The 24,203-nt window shown below is 43.8% G+C and carries 26 protein-coding genes; 16 read left to right on the top strand and 10 right to left on the bottom strand.

Annotation, left to right across the window (positions count from 1 at the left end; genetic code table 11):
- Positions 1-26 precede the first annotated feature (26 nt).
- The 10 genes from Q0C19_RS00275 to Q0C19_RS00230 all read left to right on the top strand — a co-directional run bounded on the left by Q0C19_RS00275 (position 27) and on the right by Q0C19_RS00230 (position 7,654).
- Entirely contained in the window at positions 27-857 is an 831-nt protein-coding gene (locus Q0C19_RS00275) for a mechanosensitive ion channel family protein (RefSeq protein ID WP_295051506.1), read from the top strand.
- Between the two features lie 57 nt (positions 858-914).
- Positions 915-2,213, top strand: a complete 1,299-nt coding sequence (nifN, locus tag Q0C19_RS00270; protein WP_295051503.1) for a nitrogenase iron-molybdenum cofactor biosynthesis protein NifN — start codon at positions 915-917, stop codon at positions 2,211-2,213.
- Positions 2,203-2,655: a nitrogen fixation protein NifX gene (gene nifX, locus Q0C19_RS00265; RefSeq protein ID WP_295051500.1), complete on the top strand. Its 453-nt coding sequence runs from the start codon at positions 2,203-2,205 to the stop codon at positions 2,653-2,655. The genes nifN and nifX overlap by 11 nt, the downstream gene beginning before the upstream one ends.
- A gap of 25 nt (positions 2,656-2,680) precedes the next feature.
- Entirely contained in the window at positions 2,681-3,133 is a 453-nt protein-coding gene (locus Q0C19_RS00260; protein WP_295051498.1) for a NifX-associated nitrogen fixation protein, read from the top strand.
- A gap of 10 nt (positions 3,134-3,143) precedes the next feature.
- Positions 3,144-3,659 carry a flavodoxin gene (locus Q0C19_RS00255; RefSeq protein WP_295051495.1) on the top strand — a complete coding sequence of 172 codons (516 nt, stop codon included), beginning with the start codon at positions 3,144-3,146 and terminating at the stop codon, positions 3,657-3,659.
- Positions 3,660-3,669: 10 nt separating this feature from the next.
- A complete protein-coding gene (locus tag Q0C19_RS00250; RefSeq protein ID WP_295051492.1) occupies positions 3,670-4,044 on the top strand; it encodes a nitrogenase-stabilizing/protective protein NifW in 375 nt (124 codons plus the stop codon).
- The gene (locus tag Q0C19_RS00245) at positions 4,001-4,447 is read left to right on the top strand and encodes a nitrogen fixation protein NifZ (RefSeq protein ID WP_295051489.1); all 447 of its coding nucleotides are present in this window, start codon (positions 4,001-4,003) and stop codon (positions 4,445-4,447) included. Before Q0C19_RS00250 ends, Q0C19_RS00245 begins: the two co-directional genes overlap by 44 nt.
- Positions 4,448-4,535: 88 nt before the next feature.
- Entirely contained in the window at positions 4,536-4,826 is a 291-nt protein-coding gene (locus Q0C19_RS00240) for a 2Fe-2S iron-sulfur cluster-binding protein (RefSeq protein WP_294894617.1), read from the top strand.
- Positions 4,827-5,054: 228 nt separating this feature from the next.
- The gene (gene rpoN / locus Q0C19_RS00235) at positions 5,055-6,320 is read left to right on the top strand and encodes an RNA polymerase factor sigma-54 (RefSeq protein WP_295051487.1); all 1,266 of its coding nucleotides are present in this window, start codon (positions 5,055-5,057) and stop codon (positions 6,318-6,320) included.
- Positions 6,321-6,388: 68 nt separating this feature from the next.
- Positions 6,389-7,654 carry a DNA polymerase IV gene (locus Q0C19_RS00230; protein ID WP_295051486.1) on the top strand — a complete coding sequence of 422 codons (1,266 nt, stop codon included), beginning with the start codon at positions 6,389-6,391 and terminating at the stop codon, positions 7,652-7,654.
- Here the strand turns inward: Q0C19_RS00230 and Q0C19_RS00225 are convergent.
- The 5 genes from Q0C19_RS00225 to trpB form a co-directional block, all read right to left on the bottom strand.
- Positions 7,651-9,588: a diguanylate cyclase gene (locus tag Q0C19_RS00225; protein ID WP_295051482.1), complete on the bottom strand. Its 1,938-nt coding sequence runs from the start codon at positions 9,586-9,588 to the stop codon at positions 7,651-7,653. The genes Q0C19_RS00230 and Q0C19_RS00225 overlap by 4 nt on opposite strands.
- Before the next feature lie 80 nt (positions 9,589-9,668).
- Complete coding sequence (locus tag Q0C19_RS00220) at positions 9,669-10,529, bottom strand: hypothetical protein (RefSeq protein WP_295051479.1); 861 nt, start codon at positions 10,527-10,529, stop codon at positions 9,669-9,671.
- Between the two features lie 125 nt (positions 10,530-10,654).
- A complete protein-coding gene (locus Q0C19_RS00215) occupies positions 10,655-11,857 on the bottom strand; it encodes an NnrS family protein (protein WP_295051477.1) in 1,203 nt (400 codons plus the stop codon).
- Between the two features lie 82 nt (positions 11,858-11,939).
- Complete coding sequence (locus tag Q0C19_RS00210; protein ID WP_295051474.1) at positions 11,940-12,221, bottom strand: DUF1294 domain-containing protein; 282 nt, start codon at positions 12,219-12,221, stop codon at positions 11,940-11,942.
- Between the two features lie 40 nt (positions 12,222-12,261).
- Positions 12,262-13,479 (bottom strand): tryptophan synthase subunit beta, encoded by a 1,218-nt coding sequence (gene trpB / locus Q0C19_RS00205; RefSeq protein ID WP_295051472.1) that lies wholly within the window; start codon positions 13,477-13,479, stop codon positions 12,262-12,264.
- Between the two features lie 416 nt (positions 13,480-13,895).
- Here trpB and Q0C19_RS00200 point away from each other — a divergent pair, with 416 nt between their 5' ends.
- The 4 genes from Q0C19_RS00200 (at position 13,896) to Q0C19_RS00185 (ending at position 16,149) form a co-directional block, all read left to right on the top strand.
- The gene (locus Q0C19_RS00200; protein WP_295051469.1) at positions 13,896-14,084 is read left to right on the top strand and encodes a hypothetical protein; all 189 of its coding nucleotides are present in this window, start codon (positions 13,896-13,898) and stop codon (positions 14,082-14,084) included.
- Positions 14,081-15,187: a hypothetical protein gene (locus Q0C19_RS00195; RefSeq protein WP_295051466.1), complete on the top strand. Its 1,107-nt coding sequence runs from the start codon at positions 14,081-14,083 to the stop codon at positions 15,185-15,187. The genes Q0C19_RS00200 and Q0C19_RS00195 overlap by 4 nt, the downstream gene beginning before the upstream one ends.
- Positions 15,188-15,190: 3 nt before the next feature.
- Positions 15,191-15,361, top strand: coding sequence for a hypothetical protein (locus Q0C19_RS00190; RefSeq protein WP_295051463.1), 171 nt, complete (start codon positions 15,191-15,193; stop codon positions 15,359-15,361).
- A 338-nt stretch (positions 15,362-15,699) separates the two neighbouring features.
- Positions 15,700-16,149 (top strand): hypothetical protein, encoded by a 450-nt coding sequence (locus Q0C19_RS00185; protein ID WP_295051460.1) that lies wholly within the window; start codon positions 15,700-15,702, stop codon positions 16,147-16,149.
- Between the two features lie 30 nt (positions 16,150-16,179).
- On the opposite strand, the gene Q0C19_RS00180 is transcribed toward Q0C19_RS00185, so the two are convergent.
- From Q0C19_RS00180 to lolA, 5 genes are all read right to left on the bottom strand, one after another.
- Positions 16,180-16,962 carry a hypothetical protein gene (locus Q0C19_RS00180; RefSeq protein ID WP_295051457.1) on the bottom strand — a complete coding sequence of 261 codons (783 nt, stop codon included), beginning with the start codon at positions 16,960-16,962 and terminating at the stop codon, positions 16,180-16,182.
- 44 nt (positions 16,963-17,006) lie between these two features.
- On the bottom strand, positions 17,007-18,257 hold the full coding sequence (locus Q0C19_RS00175) for an ArsS family sensor histidine kinase (RefSeq protein WP_295051454.1): 1,251 nt from the start codon (positions 18,255-18,257) through the stop codon (positions 17,007-17,009).
- The gene (locus Q0C19_RS00170) at positions 18,250-18,918 is read right to left on the bottom strand and encodes a response regulator transcription factor (RefSeq protein WP_295051451.1); all 669 of its coding nucleotides are present in this window, start codon (positions 18,916-18,918) and stop codon (positions 18,250-18,252) included. The genes Q0C19_RS00175 and Q0C19_RS00170 overlap by 8 nt, the downstream gene beginning before the upstream one ends.
- A gap of 62 nt (positions 18,919-18,980) precedes the next feature.
- Positions 18,981-19,688 carry an EF-hand domain-containing protein gene (locus Q0C19_RS00165; RefSeq protein WP_295051449.1) on the bottom strand — a complete coding sequence of 236 codons (708 nt, stop codon included), beginning with the start codon at positions 19,686-19,688 and terminating at the stop codon, positions 18,981-18,983.
- An 89-nt stretch (positions 19,689-19,777) separates the two neighbouring features.
- Complete coding sequence (gene lolA, locus Q0C19_RS00160; RefSeq protein WP_295051447.1) at positions 19,778-20,293, bottom strand: LolA-like outer membrane lipoprotein chaperone; 516 nt, start codon at positions 20,291-20,293, stop codon at positions 19,778-19,780.
- 118 nt (positions 20,294-20,411) lie between these two features.
- On the opposite strand from lolA, the gene secA reads away from it, so the two are divergent.
- Both secA and Q0C19_RS00150 read left to right on the top strand, forming a co-directional pair.
- Entirely contained in the window at positions 20,412-22,979 is a 2,568-nt protein-coding gene (gene secA, locus Q0C19_RS00155) for a preprotein translocase subunit SecA (protein ID WP_295051445.1), read from the top strand.
- Positions 22,976-24,172: an ABC transporter permease gene (locus tag Q0C19_RS00150; RefSeq protein ID WP_295051443.1), complete on the top strand. Its 1,197-nt coding sequence runs from the start codon at positions 22,976-22,978 to the stop codon at positions 24,170-24,172. Before secA ends, Q0C19_RS00150 begins: the two co-directional genes overlap by 4 nt.
- The last annotated feature ends 31 nt before the right edge of the window (positions 24,173-24,203 follow it).

Here is a 24,203-nt window from a genome sequence, read left to right as displayed (position 1 = left end):
TTCTTTTTGATTGTCAAGGAGATACTATGAATCAGGAATTGCATTACGTTCAACAGTTTTATGAACTGAGTATAGAGTTTTTGACGAATTACAGTTTTCAAATTATCGGTGCCGTTATCATCGTCACCATCGGATGGTTTCTCTCGAAGTACATCTATACTGTTTTAATCCGATTTTTCAGTACGCACGATTTTGATGCAACTTTGGGCAAATTCGCAGCTAATGTCGTCCGTATTCTGGTATTCGGTGCGATGTTTATTATAGCGATCGGGAAGCTCGGCATATCTATCGCCCCTTTTGTCGCAGCGGTTGGTGCTATTTTTCTGACGGCAGGTTTGGCTTTGCAGGGGACGGTTGCCAACTTCGCAGCGGGGATCTCCTTGGTGATCACCCGCCCCTTTAAACTCGGCGATACGATCTTGGTCAATAAAGTCTACGGTATCGTCGAAGAGATCAAACTGGGGTATACGACACTTCGAACCGAAGATGAAGAGCTGATTACGATCCCCAATAAAAATATGATCGGAGAGGTGATCGTCAACTCGTTCGATTACCGAATCGTCGAATCGAGTGTCGGCATTTCGTATAATGATGATGCCGAAAAAGCGATCGAGCTTATCAAGCGGGTAATCGACGCTTTTGATAGCCTTTCGGGTGAGAACAAAGCGGTTGTGGGGATACAGAAGTTCGGAGATAGCGCCGTCGAGATCGGGATGCGTTACTGGGTTCCGACGAGAAGTTATTTCAAAACGCAGTATGAGGTCAATATGGCGATTTACAAAGCGCTCAATGATGCGAAGGTAACAATCCCTTATCCGCAGAGAGATGTTCATATCTATGGAGAGAAAACACTGTAGCCTAGAATAAGCCTTCTCGCACACTTCTTGCAATACTCCTTTTAACAAGGAGTTGCCATGGAATTCTCCCTCTCTCGTCATGAGCATAAACCACTTCAAGTCAATCCGATCAAGCACTCCCAGCCGATGGGGGCAACCCTCGCATTTTTAGGGGTAAAAGATTGCATGCCCCTCATGCACGGCGCACAAGGGTGTGCCTCGTACACCAAAGTTTTCTTCACACGTCATTTCAACGAACCCATCGCCGTGCGTAACACTTCGGTCAGCGATATCACCGCCGTTCTCGACGGCGGTGATTATTCGATCCTTATGGCGATAGAGAATATTCAGTCCAAAGAAAAAAATCTCAAACCGTCCATGATCGGTCTGCACACGACGGGACTGACGGAGACGAAAGGGGATGATGTTCGGGGTGTGGGGATGCACATCGAAATCCCCTATGTATTCGTCAATACTCCCGATTATGAGGGGGGGATGGAGAGCGGATGGTCACTCACCGTCACCGCAATGATCGAGCAAATCACCGAAGCCGCCACCGGAATAAAACCGAATAAACTCGTACTGTTGCCTCATCTGAGTATGCAGCCTATAGAGATCGAAAAACTCAAATGTTTTTGTGAGGATTTCGGTTTTGAAACGTATGCGCTTCCCGATCTCTCTACTTCCCTCGACGGATACTGGGAAGAGGGGCAGGGGAAACTCTCAAACGGCGGGATTACGGTGGAACAGATACGTGATCTCGCAACCTCTTCGGTTGTTGTCTCACTTGGTGCTTCTATGAAAAAATCGGCGCTTGCTTTGCAAAAAAAGAATCCCCTTATCGAGCATCTCCATTTCGATCATGTGATGGGGTTGGAGGGGTGTGACAATTTTGTAAGTGCGCTCATGAAAATACGACACTCTGAGCCGAAACCGTTGATTAAACGATGGCGTGCCCGATTGCAGGATGCAATGCTCGATTCCCATTTTCTTATCGGTACTTCCCACTTCGTTATTACGGGAGAGCCCGATATGCTCTCGGGAATGTGCGCACTCATACGCAGTGTCGGTGGAACGATCACCGCAGCGGTGTCTACGACATTTAGCGATGTTCTCCACACCATTGAAGCGGAAAATGTTTTCGTCGGAGATTTGGAAGATGCAGAACGATTTTTTGAAGGGGCAGATATGGTCATCAGTAATTTTCATGCAGAACGAATCTTGCATAGTGTAGAGAATACGGCGCTCGTTATCCGAGGATTCCCGAACTATGAAGAGTTAGGGAACCAGCTCAAAAACGATCAACTGTATGAAGGAAGCACGTACTTTTTATTCGAGATCGCTAACGAATTGAGGAAGGTCAAGCATGAACACTAAAATTACGATTGAAGGGGATACGAAAATGAAAAATGCTTTAAAAGTCGCTTTTGCGACGAAAGATATGGAAGAGATCAATGCCCATTTCGGCGGAGCCAAAGAGTTTGTTGTGTACAACGTTTCCAAAGAGGGATTTGAACTCTCAGAAGTGATTAAAACCGACAGCACGGAACCGGAAGATGATGACAAAACCGATTATCGTGTTCGTGCCCTCAAGGGAGTTAATATCATGTATTCGGAAAGCATCGGCGGAACCGCTGCGGCAAAAGTGATACGTGCGGGGATTCATCCGATGAAAGCAAATGATATGACGCGGATCGAAGACGTCCTTAAAAACTTAGTGACCATGATTAACGGCAATCCTCCGCCGTGGATTAAAAACATCATGCAAATGCAAACCGAACACGATGTGCGACAGGATCGCTGGGCCGAGGGCGAATAAACGATACATAAACAAGGATCCAATTATGGAAGCAGAAACAAAATTAAGTGATTTCGGTCTTGAGATCGTTCGTCAGATCCGCGCCCTCGATCAGTTCGGAAACTGGGCGAGAATAGGTGATGAAGAGTTGTTGGTCAAAAAATATGTTAAGACCAAAGAAGAGATCAAACTGGTTCCTTTGATTGCCGACATCGACGAGATGATGATCAACGATATCAAGATGATCTATAAAGCGATCGCATTGTCTTTCGAGCGTAAAACGGGAGTTGTCTGTAACGTCATTATGGAGATGAGCCATGAGGGATTCGGACGATGTGCGGTCATTGCCGATCGTATCTGTATCGTCAACAAATATTTTAAAGATGCGCATCGCTTCAGTTATCGAACGCTAGATGCACTCTTCGAAGACGGAGATAAATCACTCTCAAGCGCAATTGAGATTTATGAACAATACAAACCGTGCATACAACAAGGGTAAGGAGTAAACAATGGCAAAAGTTGGAATTTTTTTCGGTAGCAGCAGCGGTGTGACGCGTGGAGCGGCAGAGCTTTTGGCAGAGCAGTTCAAAGGTGCGGAACTGATCGATATGGAAGAGGATTTTGACGGAATCGATCAATTTGAAGATTTCGACGTATTGATCCTCGGTTCGTCTACATGGGGACAAGGGGATCCTCAGCGTGACTGGGTTGACCCTCTCTATGAACTGGATAACGAACGTCCCGACTTGAGCGGTAAAAAAGTGGCCTTTTTCGGTGCGGGCGATCAAAAGACGCATGGCGAACATTTTTTGAGTGCATTGGGGAAAATGCACGATCTTTTTGTCTCGCTCGGATCCGAAGCACACGGATTTATTCCAACCAGCGGATACGACTATGAATTTTCACTGGCAGAACGGGACGGAAAGTTTTGCGGATTAGGGATTGATGATGTCAATCAGGAAGATTTGACCGAAGAGAGAGTTCTCGGTTGGGCAACCCAGCTCAAAAGCGAGATGGGATTATAAGGAGAGTGTTATGGGAACGTTAGCTGAATTTCAAAAAATCACCGATACCGAAGATTTTTTTGATTTTTTCGATCTTGCATACGATGAGCGTTTGGTTCAGGTAAAACGTTTTCATATGATGAAAAAATTCGGAGAGTTAGTGGAAAAAGCCAAAGGGCATGATTTCATAAACGATGAAAAATTGCTCGAATATTATAAATTCGCCCTTATTACCGTTTACAAAAATTTTGAAAACGGCTATAGCCCATCAGCCGCCGATGTCTGGGAAATGTTCGACAAGCCGAGCGCTTGCGGTACCTGTTCCACATCAAGCAGCTGTAGCAGCGTAGAGGAGGTCAGTCATGGAGTCCACGCCTGTGTCAGCCAAAACACCGTCACTTTCTGAAGAGAATATGCCGATTGATGAGGCATCGCGGAAAACCAATCTCTACAAAATGTCGACCAAAGACGAGATCCTTTCTCTTTATCGAGTCGGTCAGAGGGTGCGATTGACCAAAACGATCCGTAATGACGGAACCTATCCTCATGCGGGGGTCGGCGAGACTCTTGTTGAAGCGGGTGCCGAAGGATACGTTCGTGCCATCGGTGATTTTTTGCAGACGATACGGGTTTATGAAGTCAATTTCATCGAAGAGGGGCTGATATTCGGATGCCGTGAAGGGGAGCTGGAGAGCGCTCTTGAGGATGACGGCTATGATGAGGTCGCCGAAGAACTACGATGGATCAAAGAACACCGCGCCAAGAAAGCCGCTGAAAAAGCGGCGCAATCTCACGAAGAGGGGGAATAGAACGCTCTTTTCTGAGATTTTTGCATATAGTATCATGAAGAATTGGTGCCCTTGCGGCTAATATCATAATCGTATAAAAGGAGTTGGGATGACAACACGTGTAGAAATTATGAATGACTTTTTGGCGATCAACGTCATACCGGGCAAAACGATCCAAGATATCGTTGAAGCTTCAGGTAGTGCACTTCCGTTCGGATGCCGTGACGGCGAATGCGGTACCTGTGTCGTAATGATCGAATCCGGTATGGAGTATATGAGCCCTACAACGGATAAAGAGAAAGCGGTACTTAAAACGCTTAATGAAAGCAACCCTAAAGCCCGTCTTGCTTGTCAGATGAAAGTCGTCGCACCAAATGGATTGGTACGCATTAAATACTAATACCTCTTCATCATATTGATGATTCATAGTATCACCCCGAATTTGATTCGGGGTCTAATATGAGATGCTGAATCCAGTTCAGCATGACTACCATATTTCGATACGCTCACCACGAATAGAAACTGCCTATTTTTTGATCATAATACTGCTTAAAAAAAGCCTATACTTTCCATAAGAACAAAATATGCATTTGATTGTGTAAGTGTGTATTTATTTAGGCGGATTATTATGCAAACAACACTCTCTTATAAACAAAAACAATTACCAAGATTATCGATGCAGACGTGGTTGCCGTTGCTGCAATGCTCTCTGAACGATCTCGAAAAACACCTGCAAGTTATTACGAACGAAAACCCTTGTTTGGAAGTCAAGTCGGGTTTTGAAGAGTCCAATTCCGGCGTTGGAGGCACTTCGGCCTACGGTGCATTTCAAAACTATGTTTCCAACGCTTCAAGCGATCAGATCGAATGGCTCAGTATCTCTTCCGCCTCTCTTTATGAAAAACTTGATGAACAGATTGTAGCGCCGCTGTTTCCGACCCCTATATCGCAAAAGATTGCCCGTCAGATTGTCTACTATATTAATGATGAAGGGTATTTCGAGGGATCGGTGGAAGAGGTGGCGCAGCAGTGCGATACCGATGCTTATACCGTAGAAAGAGTTCGTCAGCGATTCGCCCATTTGGAGCCTTCGGGTGTCGGAGCGGTCGATTATAAGGAGTCGTTTTTATTTCAACTCAGCGATTATGATTTGGATGATGAATTGAGTATCTTGCTGGGGGCGATGATCTTGCAGTTTGACAAGATGGAGAAATTTATCAACCATCCACGCTTGCATGACGCCAAATCGGTGTTGCAGCATCTTCGAAATCCGCCTGCTTTGGAATATATGGAACCGGAAACGCAGATTACCCCCGATCTGTTTGTCGAATTTGCGGGGTCGGAACTGAATATCCGTATCAATCATGCATTTTATCCCGATTTGCAGGTGAATATGATCGATAAATACGATAACTTTGCCCGCCAAAAATTCAAAGAAGCGCGGGAACTTGTCAAACTACTCGACCTGCGCAAAGCGACCCTTTACAATGTCGCATTGGTTCTTATTGAGAAGCAGTACGGCTTTTTTATGGGGGGAGAACTCAAGCCTCTCCGTCTTCAGGATGTTGCGGATGAACTGGGATTCAACGAATCGACGATTTCCCGTGCAATTGCCGATAAATATATCCAAACTGAGCGGGGACTGTATGCGTTTAAAGACTTTTTTTCCAACTCGATCGGCGAAGTCTCCACATCGGAGATCAAACATTTTCTGAAACGTCTCGTATCCAGTGAGAATAAAGATGACCCCTTTAGCGATAAAACGCTTCATGAGATGATCGAAGAGCGTTTCGGAGTCAAAATGGTACGCCGTGTGATCGCCAAATACCGTCAGGAACTCGATATCCCCTCGTATAAAGAGCGGTTGTTTCTGTATAAATTAGAGCTGCTTTAGAACGGATTTAATATGTCAATCTGACAGGGAATGGAGCTTTTTGAGAAAATCGCTCTATTATCCGCTCTATGATTATCCATTTAGATCTTGACTGTTTTTTTGCTTCGTGCGAACGGGTTCACAACTCCTCATTGAACGGAAAGTGTGTGGCCGTAGGGGGGCGAGGCGATCCGTTTATCTTTGATAAAAATCCCTCCCGTAACAAAAAACTGATGACTTTGAATACGGGAGCTTTTGTCCCTTCGCTCTTTCATGCGGAACACGACAGCCGCCATTATTTTAAAGATGGAGATAAGATGCGGGGGATTATCACGACCGCAAGCTATGAAGCGCGCGCTTACGGGATAAAAACCGCCATGAGCGTTCATGAAGCTCTCCGTCTCTGTCCCCATCTTATTCTCCTCCCTCCTAACCATCTGCTCTACCATACGATGAGCCATGAATTGATGGAGTACCTCTCTACCGCCGTACCCGTAATGGAACAGTACAGTATCGATGAGATGTTCGGCGATCTTCGAGGATGGATCGACGAAGCCGACACCTATGAGTTTGTACGACATCTCCAAAATCAAATTAGTATAGAGTTCAAATTGCCCGTATCCATCGGAGCAAGCCGTTCAAAATGGATTGCCAAACTGGCGACGTCATCGGCTAAACCTTACGGCGTTCGCGTTATTCATAACCATGAGATAGAATCCTTTGTCAAAGACATTCCCATCGGCGAATTCCCCGGTGTCGGAAAAGCGTTTTCGCTTAAAATGGAGCGTTACGGTATCAAAAGCATCGGTGACGCATGGAGATCGGAGACGTTGATTCAATCTTGGGGAACTCAGAGCAGGGAACTTTATGGACGGTTCAGAGGTGAGGACAATGAAAGTGTACAACCGAGCCGATCGCGCAAAGGGATAGGGATATCACGCTCCATGGATCATCCGGTTCACGATAGAGATGAACTTTTCCGCCGTATCCATATTCTGGTGCGCCATTGGAGTCATACCATTATGAAACTGGGAGTCAATCCGACAACGTATTCGTTTTCATTGGGATATGAGAACTGGGGAAATTCGAAGAAACAGTACACCCTTTATCGTTTGTTTAACGAAACATTTCTGCAATCTTTCACCCTAGAGAAATTCAGAGAATTGGATATTTATCCCCACAGCGGTATCCGCTATATCGCTATGAGTGCCACCAAGTTTATCCATCATGATCCGAAAAGTTTCAACCTCCTTGAAATACAAAACGATACGAAAATGCGCAGTCTTACGGAAGCATTGACAACGATGAGAGATAAATACGGTATGGACATCGTTCGCGGAGGAGGGGAGTTTTAGTCTATATCATTGCACAGGGTGTAATGCTCGGTTGTCTGATGCTTGGCATGGTACATCGCTTTATCGGCGTATTTGAGCAGTGTTTCAGCATCCTTGCCGTGCTCGGGATAAAAAGCGATACCGATGCTGATGGAAGGGGTGATATCGCAATTGTTAATTAAAATAGGCTCTTTTGTTTTATTGAGAAGATTTTTTGCGACCATGATCGCTTCTTTTTTGGATTTGACGGATTCAAAAATGATGGTAAACTCATCGCCTCCCAGACGAGCGACAAAATCATCTGTACGTATATTGTCCCGTAACCGGACTGCGATTGTTTTTAAGAGTATATCTCCGCATTCATGCCCGTGAGTATCATTGACCTCTTTGAACTGATTGAGATCGATAAAAAAGAGGGCAAATATTTTGTCGCCCCGTTCCGCTCGGGCAAGGGTTTGCGTGAGCATTTGGTTAAAAAATAGCCGGTTTGGCAATCCTGTCAAAACATCATGATGCGAATCGATAAGGAGCTGCTGTTCATACGCTTTTTGAACGGTGATATCACTCAGTACCGCAACGTAGCGGATAAGTTTCCCCGTTTCATCATGAATCGCCGAAATACTTTGCAATGAGGGGAAAAGCTCCCCGTTTTTTCGTTTATTCCATATTTCACCGCGCCATTTACCCGTCGTATTGATCGTCTGAAACATCTCATCATAAAATGGACGGTCATGTTTTCCCGATTTCAAAATTCGGGGATTTTTCCCCAAGACATCCTCTTCGCTAAATCCGGTTACTGCGCTAAATGCTTCATTGACTTTGATAATATTTTTGGAGGTATCGGTGATGAAGATCACTTCGGAGGTACTGTGAAAGACCGCATCCGATAACAAAAGCTCTGATTCACGAATTTTATACTCTTTTATATTATCAACGCTCAGCCACACATACGGCAGTCCTTTGATGGAGATGAGTTTACCGGATATTTTGACGGGGATAGGTTCTGAATTTTTACCGATGTAGAGGCTTTCATACGGGTCGATACGGCCGTTTTGTTTAAGTGAGTAAAATTGTCCTCTTTCAAACTCGACAAGGGTGTCTGCTATAAGGTCAAAATAGGTTAACTCTCGTATCCGTTTGGTTGAAAGGGCGACGATTTTTAAAAAACTTTTATTGGCATCGATAATTTTCCCCTCTAATGAGCATAAAGCCAATCCTGTGGAGGAACTGTCAATCAGCATACGGTTGAAATGGCGTGAATCTTCGATATCTTTGACTAAGGGGTGAAGAAAATACCAAAAAATAAGACTCCCGATCAGTGCCAGTAAAATCGTTAGTCCCAGCGCGTACTGAGCCGCTTCGATATAGGGGGCGCGAATCTCAGAGAGATCTATTTTGGCGACAATCCCCCATTCTAAATCTTTAATCGGCTCATATGCGGCCAAAACGATTGCCCCCCGATAATCGAAGGTTACCGCCGTCCCTTTTTCCCCTTTGAGTGCTCGACGCATCGGTTCCCCGAGTTTGGAATTCCAAGGAATAGCGGTAGGCTTTTTCATATTGAAATGGCGCTGTTTGATAAGATACTGAATCTCGTCACCTTGATGCTTTCCGAGGGTGAACTCACCTGTTTTTTCAAATCCTCCGTACCGATAGTGAGCGTTCGTAACTTTTTGAATGATATTTTCAGCAAGCTGTTTTTCCAGTAGGGGAGGGAGGTTTCTATGGAGTAAAAGCTCTTGTTTGGCCACGACATTAATCATCACCGCCTGCGTCTCTACCAGTTCGATAAGACGGTTTTTTTGCCGTTCAAAACCAAGATTGTATAAAATGGCTATGGTGATCATAACCACCACGATCATATTGAAGGTTAACAATGCAATGAGATAATACGGGGTTTGTTGTATCCGTCTTTTGGCAAAGTATTCGCTAAATGAGCTTTTTAAAGCTTTCATGAAATGAGCCTTTACCCTTTATTGTGAATTATTATTCAGCACTTATAGGATTATAACAGATATTAATCTAACAATCGAATTCACTTGGTCTGATTGGAAAGACGATTGTAAACTCCGGTTCCCACAATGAGGAGCGTTACGCCGATGATGAGATAAAAGGCGTTAATGAGCTTGCTGTAATCATCAAGTACAATTTTGAATACCGCCATTAGCGACTCAATCGAGAGGGCAATAATGATGGAGGTCAAGAATTTGCTGAGGGCTTTGTTCTGCAAATCGTTTCCGTAGTTGAACGTTTTAAATAAAACCTCATTCTCAATAAGGGTTTTTGCCAAATCGTAAATGGCGAGTCCGATCGTAATCGAGATGATAGAGGTAAAAATTTGATGCATTACCGCTTCCCCGCTATAGGGGGAGATAAGCATTTGGAAGAAAATATAGGCTCCGTAAAAGATTAAAAAGACAGAAACGATTCCCAGTAACAATCCGCCGCTTCCCATCACAAACCGGTTGATTTGTTCATACGCACTGTTATGTTCGATTAGACGAAGCTCTTCAAGGAGCTTTAGCATATCGAAATCGGTCACAATATAGCGGTTGTTTTCCATTTTTACAGCGGTTAGTGTCGGTAAGCCCGTAACGTGGTGGAGATAAGGGTTGCTGATGTGGATCGGCTCTTCGCTAAAACTGACCCATTTAAAATAAAAAGATTTGTCGGTTCCGTTGCGATTTTCATCGATGTAGTTTCTCCCATAGCTGGGGGTAAATTGTGTAAATGTTTCATTGACGGCATAGATAACTTCCGCCGATTTTTCAGATTCGAAAAAACGGCGCATATCTTGAGCGTTGTTTGAGAGGGGATGAAAACTCTCCATTGTACTGCGGAGGTAAAATTGAACACTGTTTTTGTGTTCGGTATAAATATTTATAATCCGTTTCATGAAAACTCTCCTCGGGAGGTATTTTCAATGTATGTTTTAGCACTGATCGTATTAAGAGTGCATTGGAATTGCAAGGTAGGGATAAAGTTTAAGAATATTAGATTTTCTAATAGAAAGTTCTATCTCTACTTCCCGAATATAAGCGTTTTTCCATACCGTCCGCCCCATACGACAAACAAAACAATCCATCCGAACGCCGCAGCATCAAAAAGCCATCCGTGGGCAGCACCGAATGCCGTATCGACAGAGAGGGCGAAACGGACAAGGACGAGGAGTTGCGTCCACCAAAACAGCGCAATGGCTAAGGGATCAGCGTGAGGAGGCTGTCCGGAGTGTCCCAGTGTCACACGCGTTCCGAATCCGATCAGTACGGTAGTTAAAAAGCCCAAAACGAGCAGATGGATTTCCGCGAATAAAAAACTTACTCCATACATCATTTCGGCTATTTGGGTCAATGATCCGATGAGAAATCCTATCGGCAACCAAAACAGGGCTAAATGAAGTACCCAAAGAATCGCAGGGGATTGAAACGGATGCAGTTTCCAGCGTAAAAATTCGCGAAACAGATAGAGTGCGAGGAGAATCCCTACAACGGCTTCGCCCGCTGTGAAAGCAAATACGGCAAAGAGGGTTTTGGCAATTAATGCACCGAATATCGTCTCCACAAAATATTTGGGCTTAGATGCCTGCGAATGGCTGAAAAAAGGGATCATTCTCTGCGCGACGGCGAAGGTAAGAAACACGAGAAAGAAGTTCACGAGAATCGGTACGAGGATCGGGAACCACCCCTGGAAATCCCATATCAAACTGATACCGTAAGCGATAATCCAAAAGAGATGGGTTGTGATCGCGATACCGTGGGCGACCAAGACCCAATAAGGGTCTTGTTTTAACGGAGATTGCCCGATTTTATAGACCCAATGGAGGGTAAATATCGCCATAGCATGGGCAAACAAAACAGCAACCATCGAAAATAAAACCATCCATTCCGACAAAAGCGAACCGACAAAAAAGAGTACGGCGGCGATTTGATAGAGCCAAACGATTCGGATATAGACCTCTTTCGGGATGGCCATAGCGGTACAAAAGCGGGGAAAGGTCGTAAATAAAAAGCCGTGAAAGAATTGGGCAAAAACGATAAAGGCAAGAGAATAGAGATGAAACTCGTTTTCGCTTATGCTGAGGGAGATGACCCCTTTATGAGAAAGGGTAAAGAGTACCATAGAGACAATTGCCCATAAAAGTCCGAATACGAAAAACGGTTGATGGGGCTGAGATAAAAAATAGTTTTGTTTTTTAGGTATAGGAGTCGTTGAAAAGGCAGCCATTGGTGATCCCTTGTAAAGTATGCGGGAGTATATCAAGATAGTGAATGGAAGAAATTGACGAAGGTCAAGTGTTATAAAAACTTCAAACGGCTTTGGCTAATATCGGAAAGTAATACCAAAGTGTTTCAAAAACAATAAATTGAATAACCAAAATCACCCATAAAATGTATCTAAATTTACGCGTTTTGTGACGAACCAGTTTTTGTGCGAAAACGGCGCCAACACTTCCACCGGCTATTGCCAGTGTCAGCAGCGTTTTTTCACTTATGCGTTTTCGATTTGTACGAGCTAGAAATTTATCAAGAGCAAATACAACGAAGGTAATAAGATTAAAAATGATAAATAGAAAAATAGCACCTTTCATAAAGTGTTGATCCCTCTTTGGGCAAAGTTACATAACAGTATCAAAATTTCGCATGAGGAACGGGATAGTTTTCAATGACATAATCAATATCTTTGTCCCCTCGACCGCTCAAATTTACCAAAATGGTCTTATCTTTATCCAACGTTTTTGCAAGCTTCATAGCAAACGCTACCGCATGGGCGGATTCAAGAGCGGGGATTATCCCCTCTAACTGGGAAAGCTTGTAAAATGCGTCGACAGCTTCCTCGTCATTGCATAATCCTATTTTGCTTCGTCCGCTTTGATTGAGATAGGCGTGTTCCGGTCCGACGGAGGGATAATCAATTCCTGATCCGATTGAATAGACGGGTGCAGGATTTCCTTCAGCATCTTTGAGCATAATGGAATTAAAGCCGTGCATAATCCCTTCTTCTCCATACGTCAATGTCGCGGCGTGTTCCCCGAGTTTTTCCCCTTTCCCAAGCGGTTCAACTCCGTAAAGATTGACATCGGTATCGTCGATGAACGCGGCAAAGATCCCCATTGCATTTGAGCCTCCTCCGACGCAAGCGACGATATTATCGGGAAGCTTCCCTTCGAACTCATCAAATTGCTCTTTTGCCTCGAATCCGATTACGGACTGAAAGTCGCGCACCATCATCGGAAACGGATGGGGACCTACCACGGAGCCGATGCAGTAAATCGCATTGATCGGATCTTTGACATAGGCATCGAATGCCGAATCTACAGCCTCTTTAAGGGTTTTTAACCCGTGAGTTGCCGGGACGACTTTAGCCCCGAGAATTTTCATCCGAACGACATTCGGATGCTCTTTGGCAATGTCGACTTCCCCCATATGAATCTCGCATTCCAAACCGAAATAAGCCGCTGCCGTCGCTAAAGCGACACCATGCTGTCCTGCACCCGTTTCGGCGATAACCTTTTTTTTGCCAAGGTGTTTAGCCAGTATAACTTCGGCCATACAGTGGTTGAGTTTGTGTGCTCCGGTGTGGTTAAGGTCTTCACGTTTGAGGTAAATTTTGGCCCCCCCGCAGTACTCTGTTAAATTTTTCGCAAATGTCACGGGAGTAGGGCGTCCCTGATAGTGTTTACGTACGTATTTGAGTTCCTTGATGAACTCCGGGGAATGTTTGAGTTCCTGATACGCCTGAGTGATTTGGGCAAAAGGTTCTTCGAGGACAGGAGGGATAAACGAACCTCCAAATTTTCCAAAATATCCCCGTTCATCGGGATGAGTTTCTAAATACGGTGTTGACATCATTTTCCTCTGCTTCATATTATCAGCAGAGATTATAGTGAAAAAGGGTCAAACTTTTCTAAAATGATCGGTTTTATAGCCAGTTTGCGGCATTGGTTGTTACGAATCATTTAAATTTTGATTATTAGATGAGGATACATATTTTTAGCAAAAATATTTCAAATGGTTACATATTGATAAAATATTAAAATTAATAGTTATATTATATTAATTAATAATATTTTAATATTCTTTCCCCTGTTTACGGATGTTTTGAAAAATTATATTCCAATAAAAAATAATTCATATGTGTAAAATGTAATTATATATAACTATTTTATGATCTTAATCTAGTTAAAGTATTTAATATTTATTTTTGTATTGTGACTTTTCAGGGGAATTTAGATGGATTTTACTTTGTTTATCGTCGTTTTAATATGCTAAAGAGTTTGCGTCATTTTGTCGGAGGGGCGGAAAATCGGGGAGCAGAGGAACTCTCTGCCGGAGTCAAGAGCGGTACACATATCGATAAGACCGATAAATTCCTCAGGCGGCTTGGGTTTGTCCAGACCGGCGGGAATTATGCGTTGGCTTTAAATCTGTCGCAGGAGGGGAATTCAAAATGAAAACATTATTTCGGCTAATTCTTTTTGGATTAGGCTGTTACGGATACGCCTTCGAATTTAGCGGTCCGTTCCCGACAAAAGATTATTCGTATACAATCCATAAAAGCGGTGAAGAGGTGTGTACCGACTGCGCTAGTGTGGTGGCATGGTTGGATAATGACCGGGTAATCTTTACCCGTCTGAAAAAAGGAGAGCCGTTTTTGCAGATGCAAGCAGCTAAGCCGTTTGTTTTTAATGGAGAGACCGTTATCTGGGATACGAAAAAAGACAAAATTATTCCCTATCATGATGGGATGTTGTGGTGTTCGCATAATGGATATTCAAGTATATATTATAACGATGGAGAGCAATCCCAAGAAAGTGCTTATGGATTCAATGGATTTGAACATAAAGAGAAAGTTAAACGTTTTTGGCAGAACGGAGACCCTATTACAAGACATAATGACAGACATACGTGTCTTGAATATAATGCTCCACCATTCAAACCTGATACCCCAAACTGGACTTATCCGTTACGTGATCAAGACGGGGTGATTGATTTAGGATGGAAAAAAGATCGGAATGATCCCCGCCCTTCAACGCCTGTAGGGGTTATCCGACCTGATGGGAAACGGATCGGTTTACCGCTGACGATTAATGATGTCCAAGGGGTTTGGTGGGATGAGTGGGCAAATACCTATATCATTAAGATGATGTTTTTTGGAGCAAGCAAGGTCGGTAAACTCCCAAGCCGTCCAGATGAGTTGATATTTCTACATCCTGATGGAACTTTAGAGAACTATCCGCTCCCTTATGCCTACTGGTGGAACAAATACACCAGTCGAGCTGCTATCACTAAAAAAGGGATCGTTGTTGTCAACGAACAGGCTAATGTCCTGCCTCCCGGTAAGATTTATAGTGGAGCCTACCTAGTTCGCGGAGAACAGGTCGTACGGCTCAACGACTGGTATGTGGGGAATGAACGTTCTGGACTGGACAATATTCACCGAGGTTTGGCGGTATCCCCCGATGGATGCAAAATTGCCTACAAACACACAGATGGTCCACGCGTTAAAAATGAGAGCACCATTCAAATGATCAATCTATGCGAAGGAGATGAATAGTCGATGAAACATAAAATCATTTTGCTGATGTCATTATCGGTTTTTATCACCTTGCTTGCTACCGATGAACGACGGTGTATTATTTCTATTAACGAGATTGTTCATTCCAAAATATCGGGACGAATGGACTATCCAATACATTCTTCGAATCAATATGCCGGAGATTGGTACTGAATGGATAATTAACGGATCATATTTTGGACATATGAAGAGAGTAGAAAAGTGGAATGACCCTTAATGAGATTGGATTATTGGATTTAACTGGACGATTGACTTTAGAACAGACTAAAATATATGCTAACTCGTACATTTTGAAGAGATGAAATAAGTCGTTGAAAAAATCTTTATATCATACGCACAGCATTTAAACTTTAAGTATGTAGTGACCTTCATTTTAGAGATACATTAGTTCTCCACTACCCCCTCATTTTTTGTTGATTCCAAAAAGTATCTTATCTAAAATTAGTTTGGAATAAATATTGCTTGAAATTTGCCAATTATAGGAGACATCAATGAATACAATTGGGGCATTGCAAGTAACCACTTCGTCGGAACTATATTCAGCAACCAGACAACAGAAACAGCGATCTGAAAGCCAAAATGTATTAGAAACAGCTGTCTCTTCGGAAAGAATTTATACCACGGCTCAGAACTACAATGTTCATTCTATGAGTCTTGATGCAACTGTTTCCCTGTCTCAGGAACTTTATGATTCGGGTAATATTAGCCTAAAAGAGCATGCAATTTTATCTTTTGATCCCAGCCAAATGGGTGTAGGCTCAGCCATGCTTACAGCACCTGACAGTAATGGAAACTATGATCTGATTTCTGAATTCAAAGCGCGTATGGAGATGAATAAAAAACTCGGTGACACTCAAAGTCTGCAAAATAATAAACAAGTGCTTGAAGTGCTTGTCAAATTAGATGCTTTACATTCAGGACCGGTTGATGTCAAAGTCTAATATCGATACCGTGTGCACTTATAAAGCGTATTAAAATTTAAACTTTAGTCCAAGCGATAGCGTTTCATTCTTGGTTTCGCTGTCGGGTTCAAGATATCCTCCGATAGTATTTGAAGCACCGATATTCCAATACTCATAATTGTAGGAAAAAAATGTGCTTATTGTCGGAGTGATGGCTATTTCAAACGGAACGGCAATTTTGTAGCCGTACACATTTTTGAGATTAAAAGTGTAGCCGTTGGAATTTTCATACATTTGAGCATTGAATGCTTTTCGATAATTGGCATCGACGCCGAGTGAGATTTTGGAAGAGACGGCATAATGCAGCCCGATTCCGGCATCGTAATATCCCCAGTCATAGAGCTCATCATATCCTGTGACACCCGCATTGCTGTGCAACTGACGGAGCCATCGGCGATATCCGAGGCCGATGGTAACGGGCATTTCCCACCCGCTGCGCGGATCAAGCAGTGCTGTTGCTTTGTATCCGAAAGTATAATTACCGACTTCATTCGTCGTGGTAGTACGGTAAGAGCCGTAAATAGGGTTTAAGTTCGTTCCGCCGACATAGTCGGTATTACCCTTGGCGTAAGATGCGCTGATATATATGCCGTTGTAGCGAGGGTTTAGACTGGTACTGAAGCCATTGATATGGCCGTAGCCGGCTTTTTCGATATCAAGTAAATTCCCGCTGCTATCAGTTTCGGCATAGTCGAATTTTGTGGTGTCGGCACTCACCGAGACCGAATAATTGGAGCCGTAAAGAGAGGCGGCACTTAAAAGAGGTATGAGCAATAAAGATCGTTTCAACATAAATCCCCTTTAATAGTTTCTAATTCTAGGGATAAAATATTTATTTATAAAACAATACGAAAACAGTTTAGCCCAGAGTCGTGGTGATAGAGAAGATTATACCCATGTTTTTGAAAAATAGAGTGGGTGATATAAAGACCTAGTCCCAAGCCGGTCATGGAGCTTTCATAGCTGCGGTTAAAGGGTTTCGTAAAGGTTCGATTTTCCTCAGGCAGGGGGTCTCCGAGACTGCATATTTCGATTGCGTGGGCTAGAATAATGATGGTAGGCTTACTCTCGGAATATTTAAATGCGTTATCGAGGAGATTTTTCAATGCGATCGCAAAAAGTTCAAAATCGACGTTAATAATAAGGGCGGAATCTTCCCCCTTGAGCGTAATGTTTTTTTTATCGCACATCAAAATATCGCATGTATGATCGAGAAGATCGACAAATCGGTATTCTTGGGGATTGATGGTCATTTCACCGCTGCTGAAGCGCTCCATCGTCGAAAACTCTCCTAAGAGATAATTCATCCGATTAAATATCCGTTTCAGCCGCTCCTGATCGGGTGAGCGTTCAAGGCAATCGGTGGTGAGGGCACCTTTCATAATCGGTGTTTTCAGCTCATGGAGGATATTTCGCAAAAAGAGGGCTCGCGCCTCTTTCATCGATGCGATTTTCTCTAATGCGTGGTTGAACTCATGGGTGATTTGGGATATCTCATCCTTTCCCTCTATCGGTACATCCAGATGGGTATCCCCCTCTTTAAATTCGATGATCGCATTTTTGAGGCGGTGCAGGGGGGTGAGTTTTTTGAGAATGAAGCCGAAAAAAAGCAAAATCAGCAGATCAATTGAGAGAAATACCGCCCAACTCATCCACGTTGATTGTACTTTGAGATCTTCCAGCACGACGGAGGAAAAATTCTCAAACGGCGGCGGTGGGAGAAATCCGGAATTAAACATCGGTGGAGGGCGATCAAACGGCGGCATTGGGGGAGGAGTTTTGAGAAAATAGACTTTACCTTTATACTCGATCATCTTTCCGAAGGGAAACACCGCTATTTGATTTCCGTGGAACTGCAGGAAATCGCCTGAGAGGGAAGAAGGGGCAATCATCAACTGTTTCAGTTCCGCGTCAAAGCTTCCGCTTCCGTGATGGATAAGACGTTCCGCCAAAGCAAAACGGCGCATCCGATCCCCTTCCGCCTCTTTGGTGAAATGGACATGAGCGATCCAAAAGAGGCCATTAATCAAGGCAAATATCAGGAGAAAGAAAAGGGCGATAAGATTTAAAATGGAGTGCTTATTCATTGACAAATTTATACCCTACACCCCGTACGGAGATAATATATGAGGGATTTTTCGGATCATCGCCGATTTTTTGGCGGATACGTCCCATGATGACATCGATGCTTTTAAGACTGCTTTCGTATTTGATTGAGCCGATATTCATCAGCAGCTCTTCTCGTGAAATGGCGTAACGCTCTTTTTTGATCATATACGAGACAATATCGTATTCGGCCGGTGTCAGCCGCAGAACCGATCCGTGACGTGTTATTTCATGTCTAAGCTCATCAATTTCAAACGGGAATGATTTTTTGGGAAGCGTGGGATGAATGCGGCGCATAATGGCATCGATTCGAAAAATAAGTTCCTGCGGATCGTAAGGCTTGGGAAGATAGTCGTCCGCACCGCGCGAAAACCCCATCATTTTATCCCGTAAATCGGAGCGTGCCGATGAGATAATGATCGGAATGTCACTCTCTTGGCGGATGAGACGGCAAATTTCCATTCCGTCCATTTGGGGCAGCGAGAGATCAAGTACCAGCAGGTCAAAAGTGCGTGTTTGAAAAAGGCTCAACCCTTCCAACGGCGTTAAGGCAATAGTCACGTCAATATCATCTTTTTGAAGACGTGATTTAAGCAACTGTGCGAGTTCGTCGTCATCTTCAATCATCAAAATCTGTATCATAAAATCGATTATATCGGCGGGATAGTAAATATTAAGTAACATGCCCATAAGGGCATGAATATTTAAGCGCTGACGCTTAAAAGTGAAGTGGAGTTGCTCGAAGAGGCATTGCTGCCATAGTAGGAGAGAATTTTTTGAAGCATATCATTTCGCATATTTTTAAATACGTCTTGAGAGGCTGTCTCTGTTGTCGAAGCAGTTGTTTGCGCCGATGTAGAAGTACCGGTTTGTGATGATGTATTTGAACTGTCCGCAGAATCTTTTTCAAAAAGTGCTGCAAATTCATCCGCACTGATAGAACCGTCTTGATTCGTATCCAGAGCGGAAAAAATCTTATCGACACTTTCACTGTCCGATGAAGAGGATGTTGAATCGCTTGGAGGAGGGGGAGGAGGCATTCCGCCAGATGGTGGCGGCGGTCTGTCCCCTTCTTCTCCTTTCTGCGGTTTTGAATTTTTAAGTGCAGCCATAAACTCATCCGTACTTAATCCGCCGTCGCCGTTGGAATCCAGCTTATTGAAAATATCTGCTGCCGAGGTGCTGCTCGTACTGGAACTGCCGCTAGAACCAGAACTGTTTGAACTGGATGCAAGCGCTTGCGCTGCCGCACTGAATTCTGCTGAGTCAACACTGCTGTTTCCGTCCGTATCTAAAGAGCTCAATAGTTGTTGAGCCATGTCCTCAAAACTCGGTTTAGACGATTTCTGTGACGAAGATGCCCCGGAAGAACTGTAAGACGAATACGCACTGTAGTTAGAACTAACTGTCATGGTATGCTCCTTGTCGGGTGTAGCAAGAAAAAAAATTCTTACTCGGCCAAAAGCATAGAGCCTTTATAGTAACTAATGGGTAACATCAATTAATCTTTAATAATATCAAAACCTTCGGGGATAGCGGGTTTATATCGTCCGGATTCGATCGGTTTGTTTTGCACCGGATTGGTAAATTGGATACTGACGCGGTTATCGTAGCTGTCTTTATAGGAGATGGAAGCGAGGAGTCCGTTTTTAAATAGAACCGTATATATTTGCCCTTTTACCGTTGCCGTATATTTGTCTTCGTCCACTTTTTTCGCTTTTTGGATAATCTGCAAAAAATCGATCTCATCATCAAGCGTCCGCAAGGTGACTTGCTCAATTTGAGGTTCGATGACTGTAATTTTCGATCCGCTTATATAAACACTTTTTTGAATCGGTTTTTGATAGGACCAAAGGGCATTTTGAGGCTTGCTTGCCCACAGCTCACCAAAATAGGTGATCTTTTTGTTGTTGTCATCGATAATAGTCTGTACAAATTTCGAGTTAAATGAAGTTATCTCCTTCGGTGAAGCAAAAAGACTCAGGGCAAAGAGAAATAAGACGGGTAAAAAACGCACATAATATCCTTGAATGGAGTGAATGTCGTATTGTACCCTATGCTCATTTACCAAAACAATAGTTTTCGTATGCTAAAATCACCAACTTTTTCAATACTGTTCATAATGAAGGCTTTTAATGCTCCAATCGCTTGTCGGAAAAATCTTCGGTACCAAAAACGATCGAGAAGTCAAAAAATATCGTAAAAACGTCGAGGCTATCAATGCCCGCGAATCTTATTTCAGTGCCATGAGTGACGAAGCGTTGCAGCAAGCTTTTCAAGCTCTTAAAGCGTCGGTGCTCAGCAACACGAAAACATTAGATGACGTATTGGTTGATTCATTCGCGATTACCCGCGAGGCGAGCAAACGTATCCTCGGTATGCGTCATTTTGACGTTCAGCTTATCGGCGGTATGGTACTCCACGAGGGGCGAATCGCCGAGATTAAAACCGGTGAGGGTAAAACCCTTGTCGCAACATTAGCGGTTGCCCTAAATGCTATGAGCGGCAAAGGTGTTCATGTTGTTACGGTGAATGATTACTTGGCCTCTCGTGATGGAACGCAGATGTCTGAGCTTTACTCTTTTCTAGGGTATTCGACGGGGATTTTGGTCGAAGAGGGGTACAACCCCGCCAACAAACGAGATCAATACGGATGTGACATTACCTACGGTACGAACAATGAGTTTGGCTTCGATTACCTCCGTGACAATATGACTTACTCGCGCGACCATATGGTACAGCGTGGACACGCGTACGTTATCGTCGATGAAGTTGACTCGATTTTGATCGATGAAGCCCGTACGCCGCTTATCATTTCAGGGCCGACCAACCGTACGCTTGAAAACTATACCCGTGCCGATGCGGTAGCCAAAGCGTTGGTTAAAGATGAGCACTTTACCGTTGATGAGAAAGATCGTCTTATCCTCATCACAGAAGAGGGGATCAGCCGTGCGGAAGAGCTTTTTGGTGTTGACAACCTTTACAGCATCGAAAATTCGGCACTTTCGCACCATCTTGACCAAGCGTTAAAATCAAATTTTATTTTTGAGATCGATGTTGATTACGTTATTCAAGAGGGGCAAATCGTTATCGTCGATGAGTTTACGGGACGTCTAAGCGAAGGGCGCCGATACTCTGAGGGGCTGCATCAGGCTCTGGAAGCGAAAGAGGGGGTCATTATTAAAGAAGAGACCCAAACTCTGGCCGATATCACCTACCAAAACTATTTTCGTATGTACGGCAAAATCGGAGGTATGACGGGAACAGCGCAAACCGAAGCGACCGAATTCGCACAAATCTACAACCTTGATGTAATCTCTATCCCGACGAATGTCACGGTTATCCGACAAGACTTGAACGATTTAATCTATAAAACGGAAGCGGAAAAGTTTGCAGCCGTTATTGCCAAGGTTAAAGAGCTTCATGCCGCAGGTCAGCCGATATTGATCGGTACCGCCTCGATTGAGAAATCAGAAAAACTTCATCACCTTATCAAAGGTGAAAAAATTCCCCATACCGTCTTGAACGCAAAAAACCATACTCAAGAGTCTGAAATTATCAAAAACGCCGGAGCAAAAGGGGCGGTGACAATCGCAACCAATATGGCCGGACGCGGGGTTGATATCAAAGTCAGTGATGAGATCAAAGCTCTCGGCGGACTTTATATCCTCGGAACCGAACGTCACGAAAACCGTCGTATCGATAATCAGCTTCGCGGGCGAGCAGGGCGTCAGGGTGATCCGGGAACGTCTCAGTTTTATCTCTCTCTCGAAGACAATCTCCTCCGTATCTTCGGCTCGGACAAAATCAAATCGATCATGGAGCGTTTGGGTGTTGAAGACGGTGAGTACATTGAATCGTCGATGGTGACCCGTGCGGTTGAAAAAGCGCAGAAAAAAGTGGAAAGTATGCACTTTGAGGGGCGAAAAAATATTGTTGAATACGATGATGTTGCCAACGAACAGCGTAAAATCGTTTACAAATTCCGCGGTGAATTGCTTGACTCTACGTACAATGTCGCGGATAAAATTGATCTCATCCGCAGCGAATACGTTAATCGTACGCTGGCCTTCTGCGGTATATTTGAAGGAATCCCCGAAGAGGAGATGGATATTGATCGTCTTGTACTAACGATTAAAGAGGAGCTGAACGCGGATATTGATACCGCGTTGTTTACTCAGAAATCGTTTGATGCGATTCAGCATACGTTACTCAGTACATTGAAAACACAGTATGATGAAAAAATGGCGGTTGTCGACGACAAACTCCGAAGTGAAATCGAGCGGGAAATTTATCTTAAAACACTCGATACCGCGTGGCGTGAACATCTCTACCAAATGGACAGTATGAAAACGGGGATCCGTTTACGCGCTTACAACCAAAAAGATCCGTTGGTCGAATACAAAAAAGAGAGTTATAACCTCTTTAGCGAACTGGTCGAGACGATCAAATACGATACGATTAAAACTCTCCATGTTATCCGTTTCAAAGTGGATAATGTGGAAGAAGAGGCCGAAGCGTTTGCTCGTCAGTTGGAGTTAGAGAAAAAGCAAGAAGCGTTTCGAATGAGCCTCAATCACCAAGAGCATGATGCGGATGAGAAGAAAATTGCCCGTAATGATGATTGCCCATGCGGAAGCGGACTCAAATATAAAAACTGCTGTGGGAAATCTGGACCGAAAAAAGGGGTATTTGCCTCTTGAATATTGTCTCTTATCTTGTCAAACGGTTTTTGCGCTTTGACAAAGAGCAGCCTTTTATTTTCCTCTCCGCACTCCTTGCATTCTCCGGAATCGCACTGGGGGTCATGGTTCTGATAATCGCGATGGCGCTTATGAACGGTTTTGATAACGAGTTCAAAAAAAAGCTTACCGTGATGAACTACCCACTCACCATTCAACCGAAATTCTATGCGACATGTGATAGCGCTTTGCTCGAGCAACTGCGGGAAAAATTCCCCGATTTATCGTTTAGTCCTTACGTTACTTCTGCCGTATTATCACGAAGCGGTGATCAGATGGAGGGTGGATATCTCTTTGGAGTCGATTTTGCTCAAGAAGCAAAAGTAAACCGGATCGTTGCCGAAGGGCTGCAGGGGGGGATACCGAAAAACTTTGAAGTGATGGTTGGCAAATCACTCAAAGATGAGTTTTCTCTCGCATTCGGAGAGAAACTCACCTATATTTTTACGCAAATGGAGCCGGGTGGTTTGGCATTGACTCCGAAAATCAAACGCTTTAATGTCGTCTCGACCTTCAATTCGGGGCTCAGTGCCTACGACAAAGGGTTTTCATACACCTCACTGAGTGCACTGCAGCGCATTTTGGGTATTCCCGAAAATCTTTATGACGGTATCCATGTCCACTCTCTTAATCCTGAAACCGATATTGCCCGCGTATCCGCTGCTTTGCCTGATACGGTATCGATACGCGGCTGGTGGGAAGACAACGGCAATTTTTTTGCCGCATTGAAAATGGAAAAAATGTCCCTTTTTATCGTTTTGATGCTTATTATTCTGATTGCCGCGATCAATATCATCTCTTCGCTGCTGATGACGGTCATGAACCGCCGAAGCGAAATTGCTCTTCTCATTTCGTTGGGGGCGTCTAAGCAAGAGGTGAAGAAAATATTTTTAGTACTGGGAATTGTGATTGGGGTTTTAGGGATTACAACGGGGGCTCTTTTAGGCTTTCTAGGGATGTGGATATTGGGCACATTTGATATTATTTCTCTTCCGACCGATGTTTATCCGACTTCAACCCTGCCGCTTGATTTGAGTGTTATTGATTTTTTCTCCATTATTATCGGAGCATTTGTGATTGTATTGCTCTCCGCATGGTATCCTGCCAAAAAAGCTTCTGAAGTCGATGTATTAACGGTTCTGAGAAATGAATAGGGGATAACTACAGCTATACGATAGCTGTAAA

It is taken from the genome of Sulfuricurvum sp., from assembly GCF_023250475.1.
GTDB lineage: Bacteria > Campylobacterota > Campylobacteria > Campylobacterales > Sulfurimonadaceae > Sulfuricurvum.
This window is presented reverse-complemented; position numbering and strand designations above follow the sequence as displayed.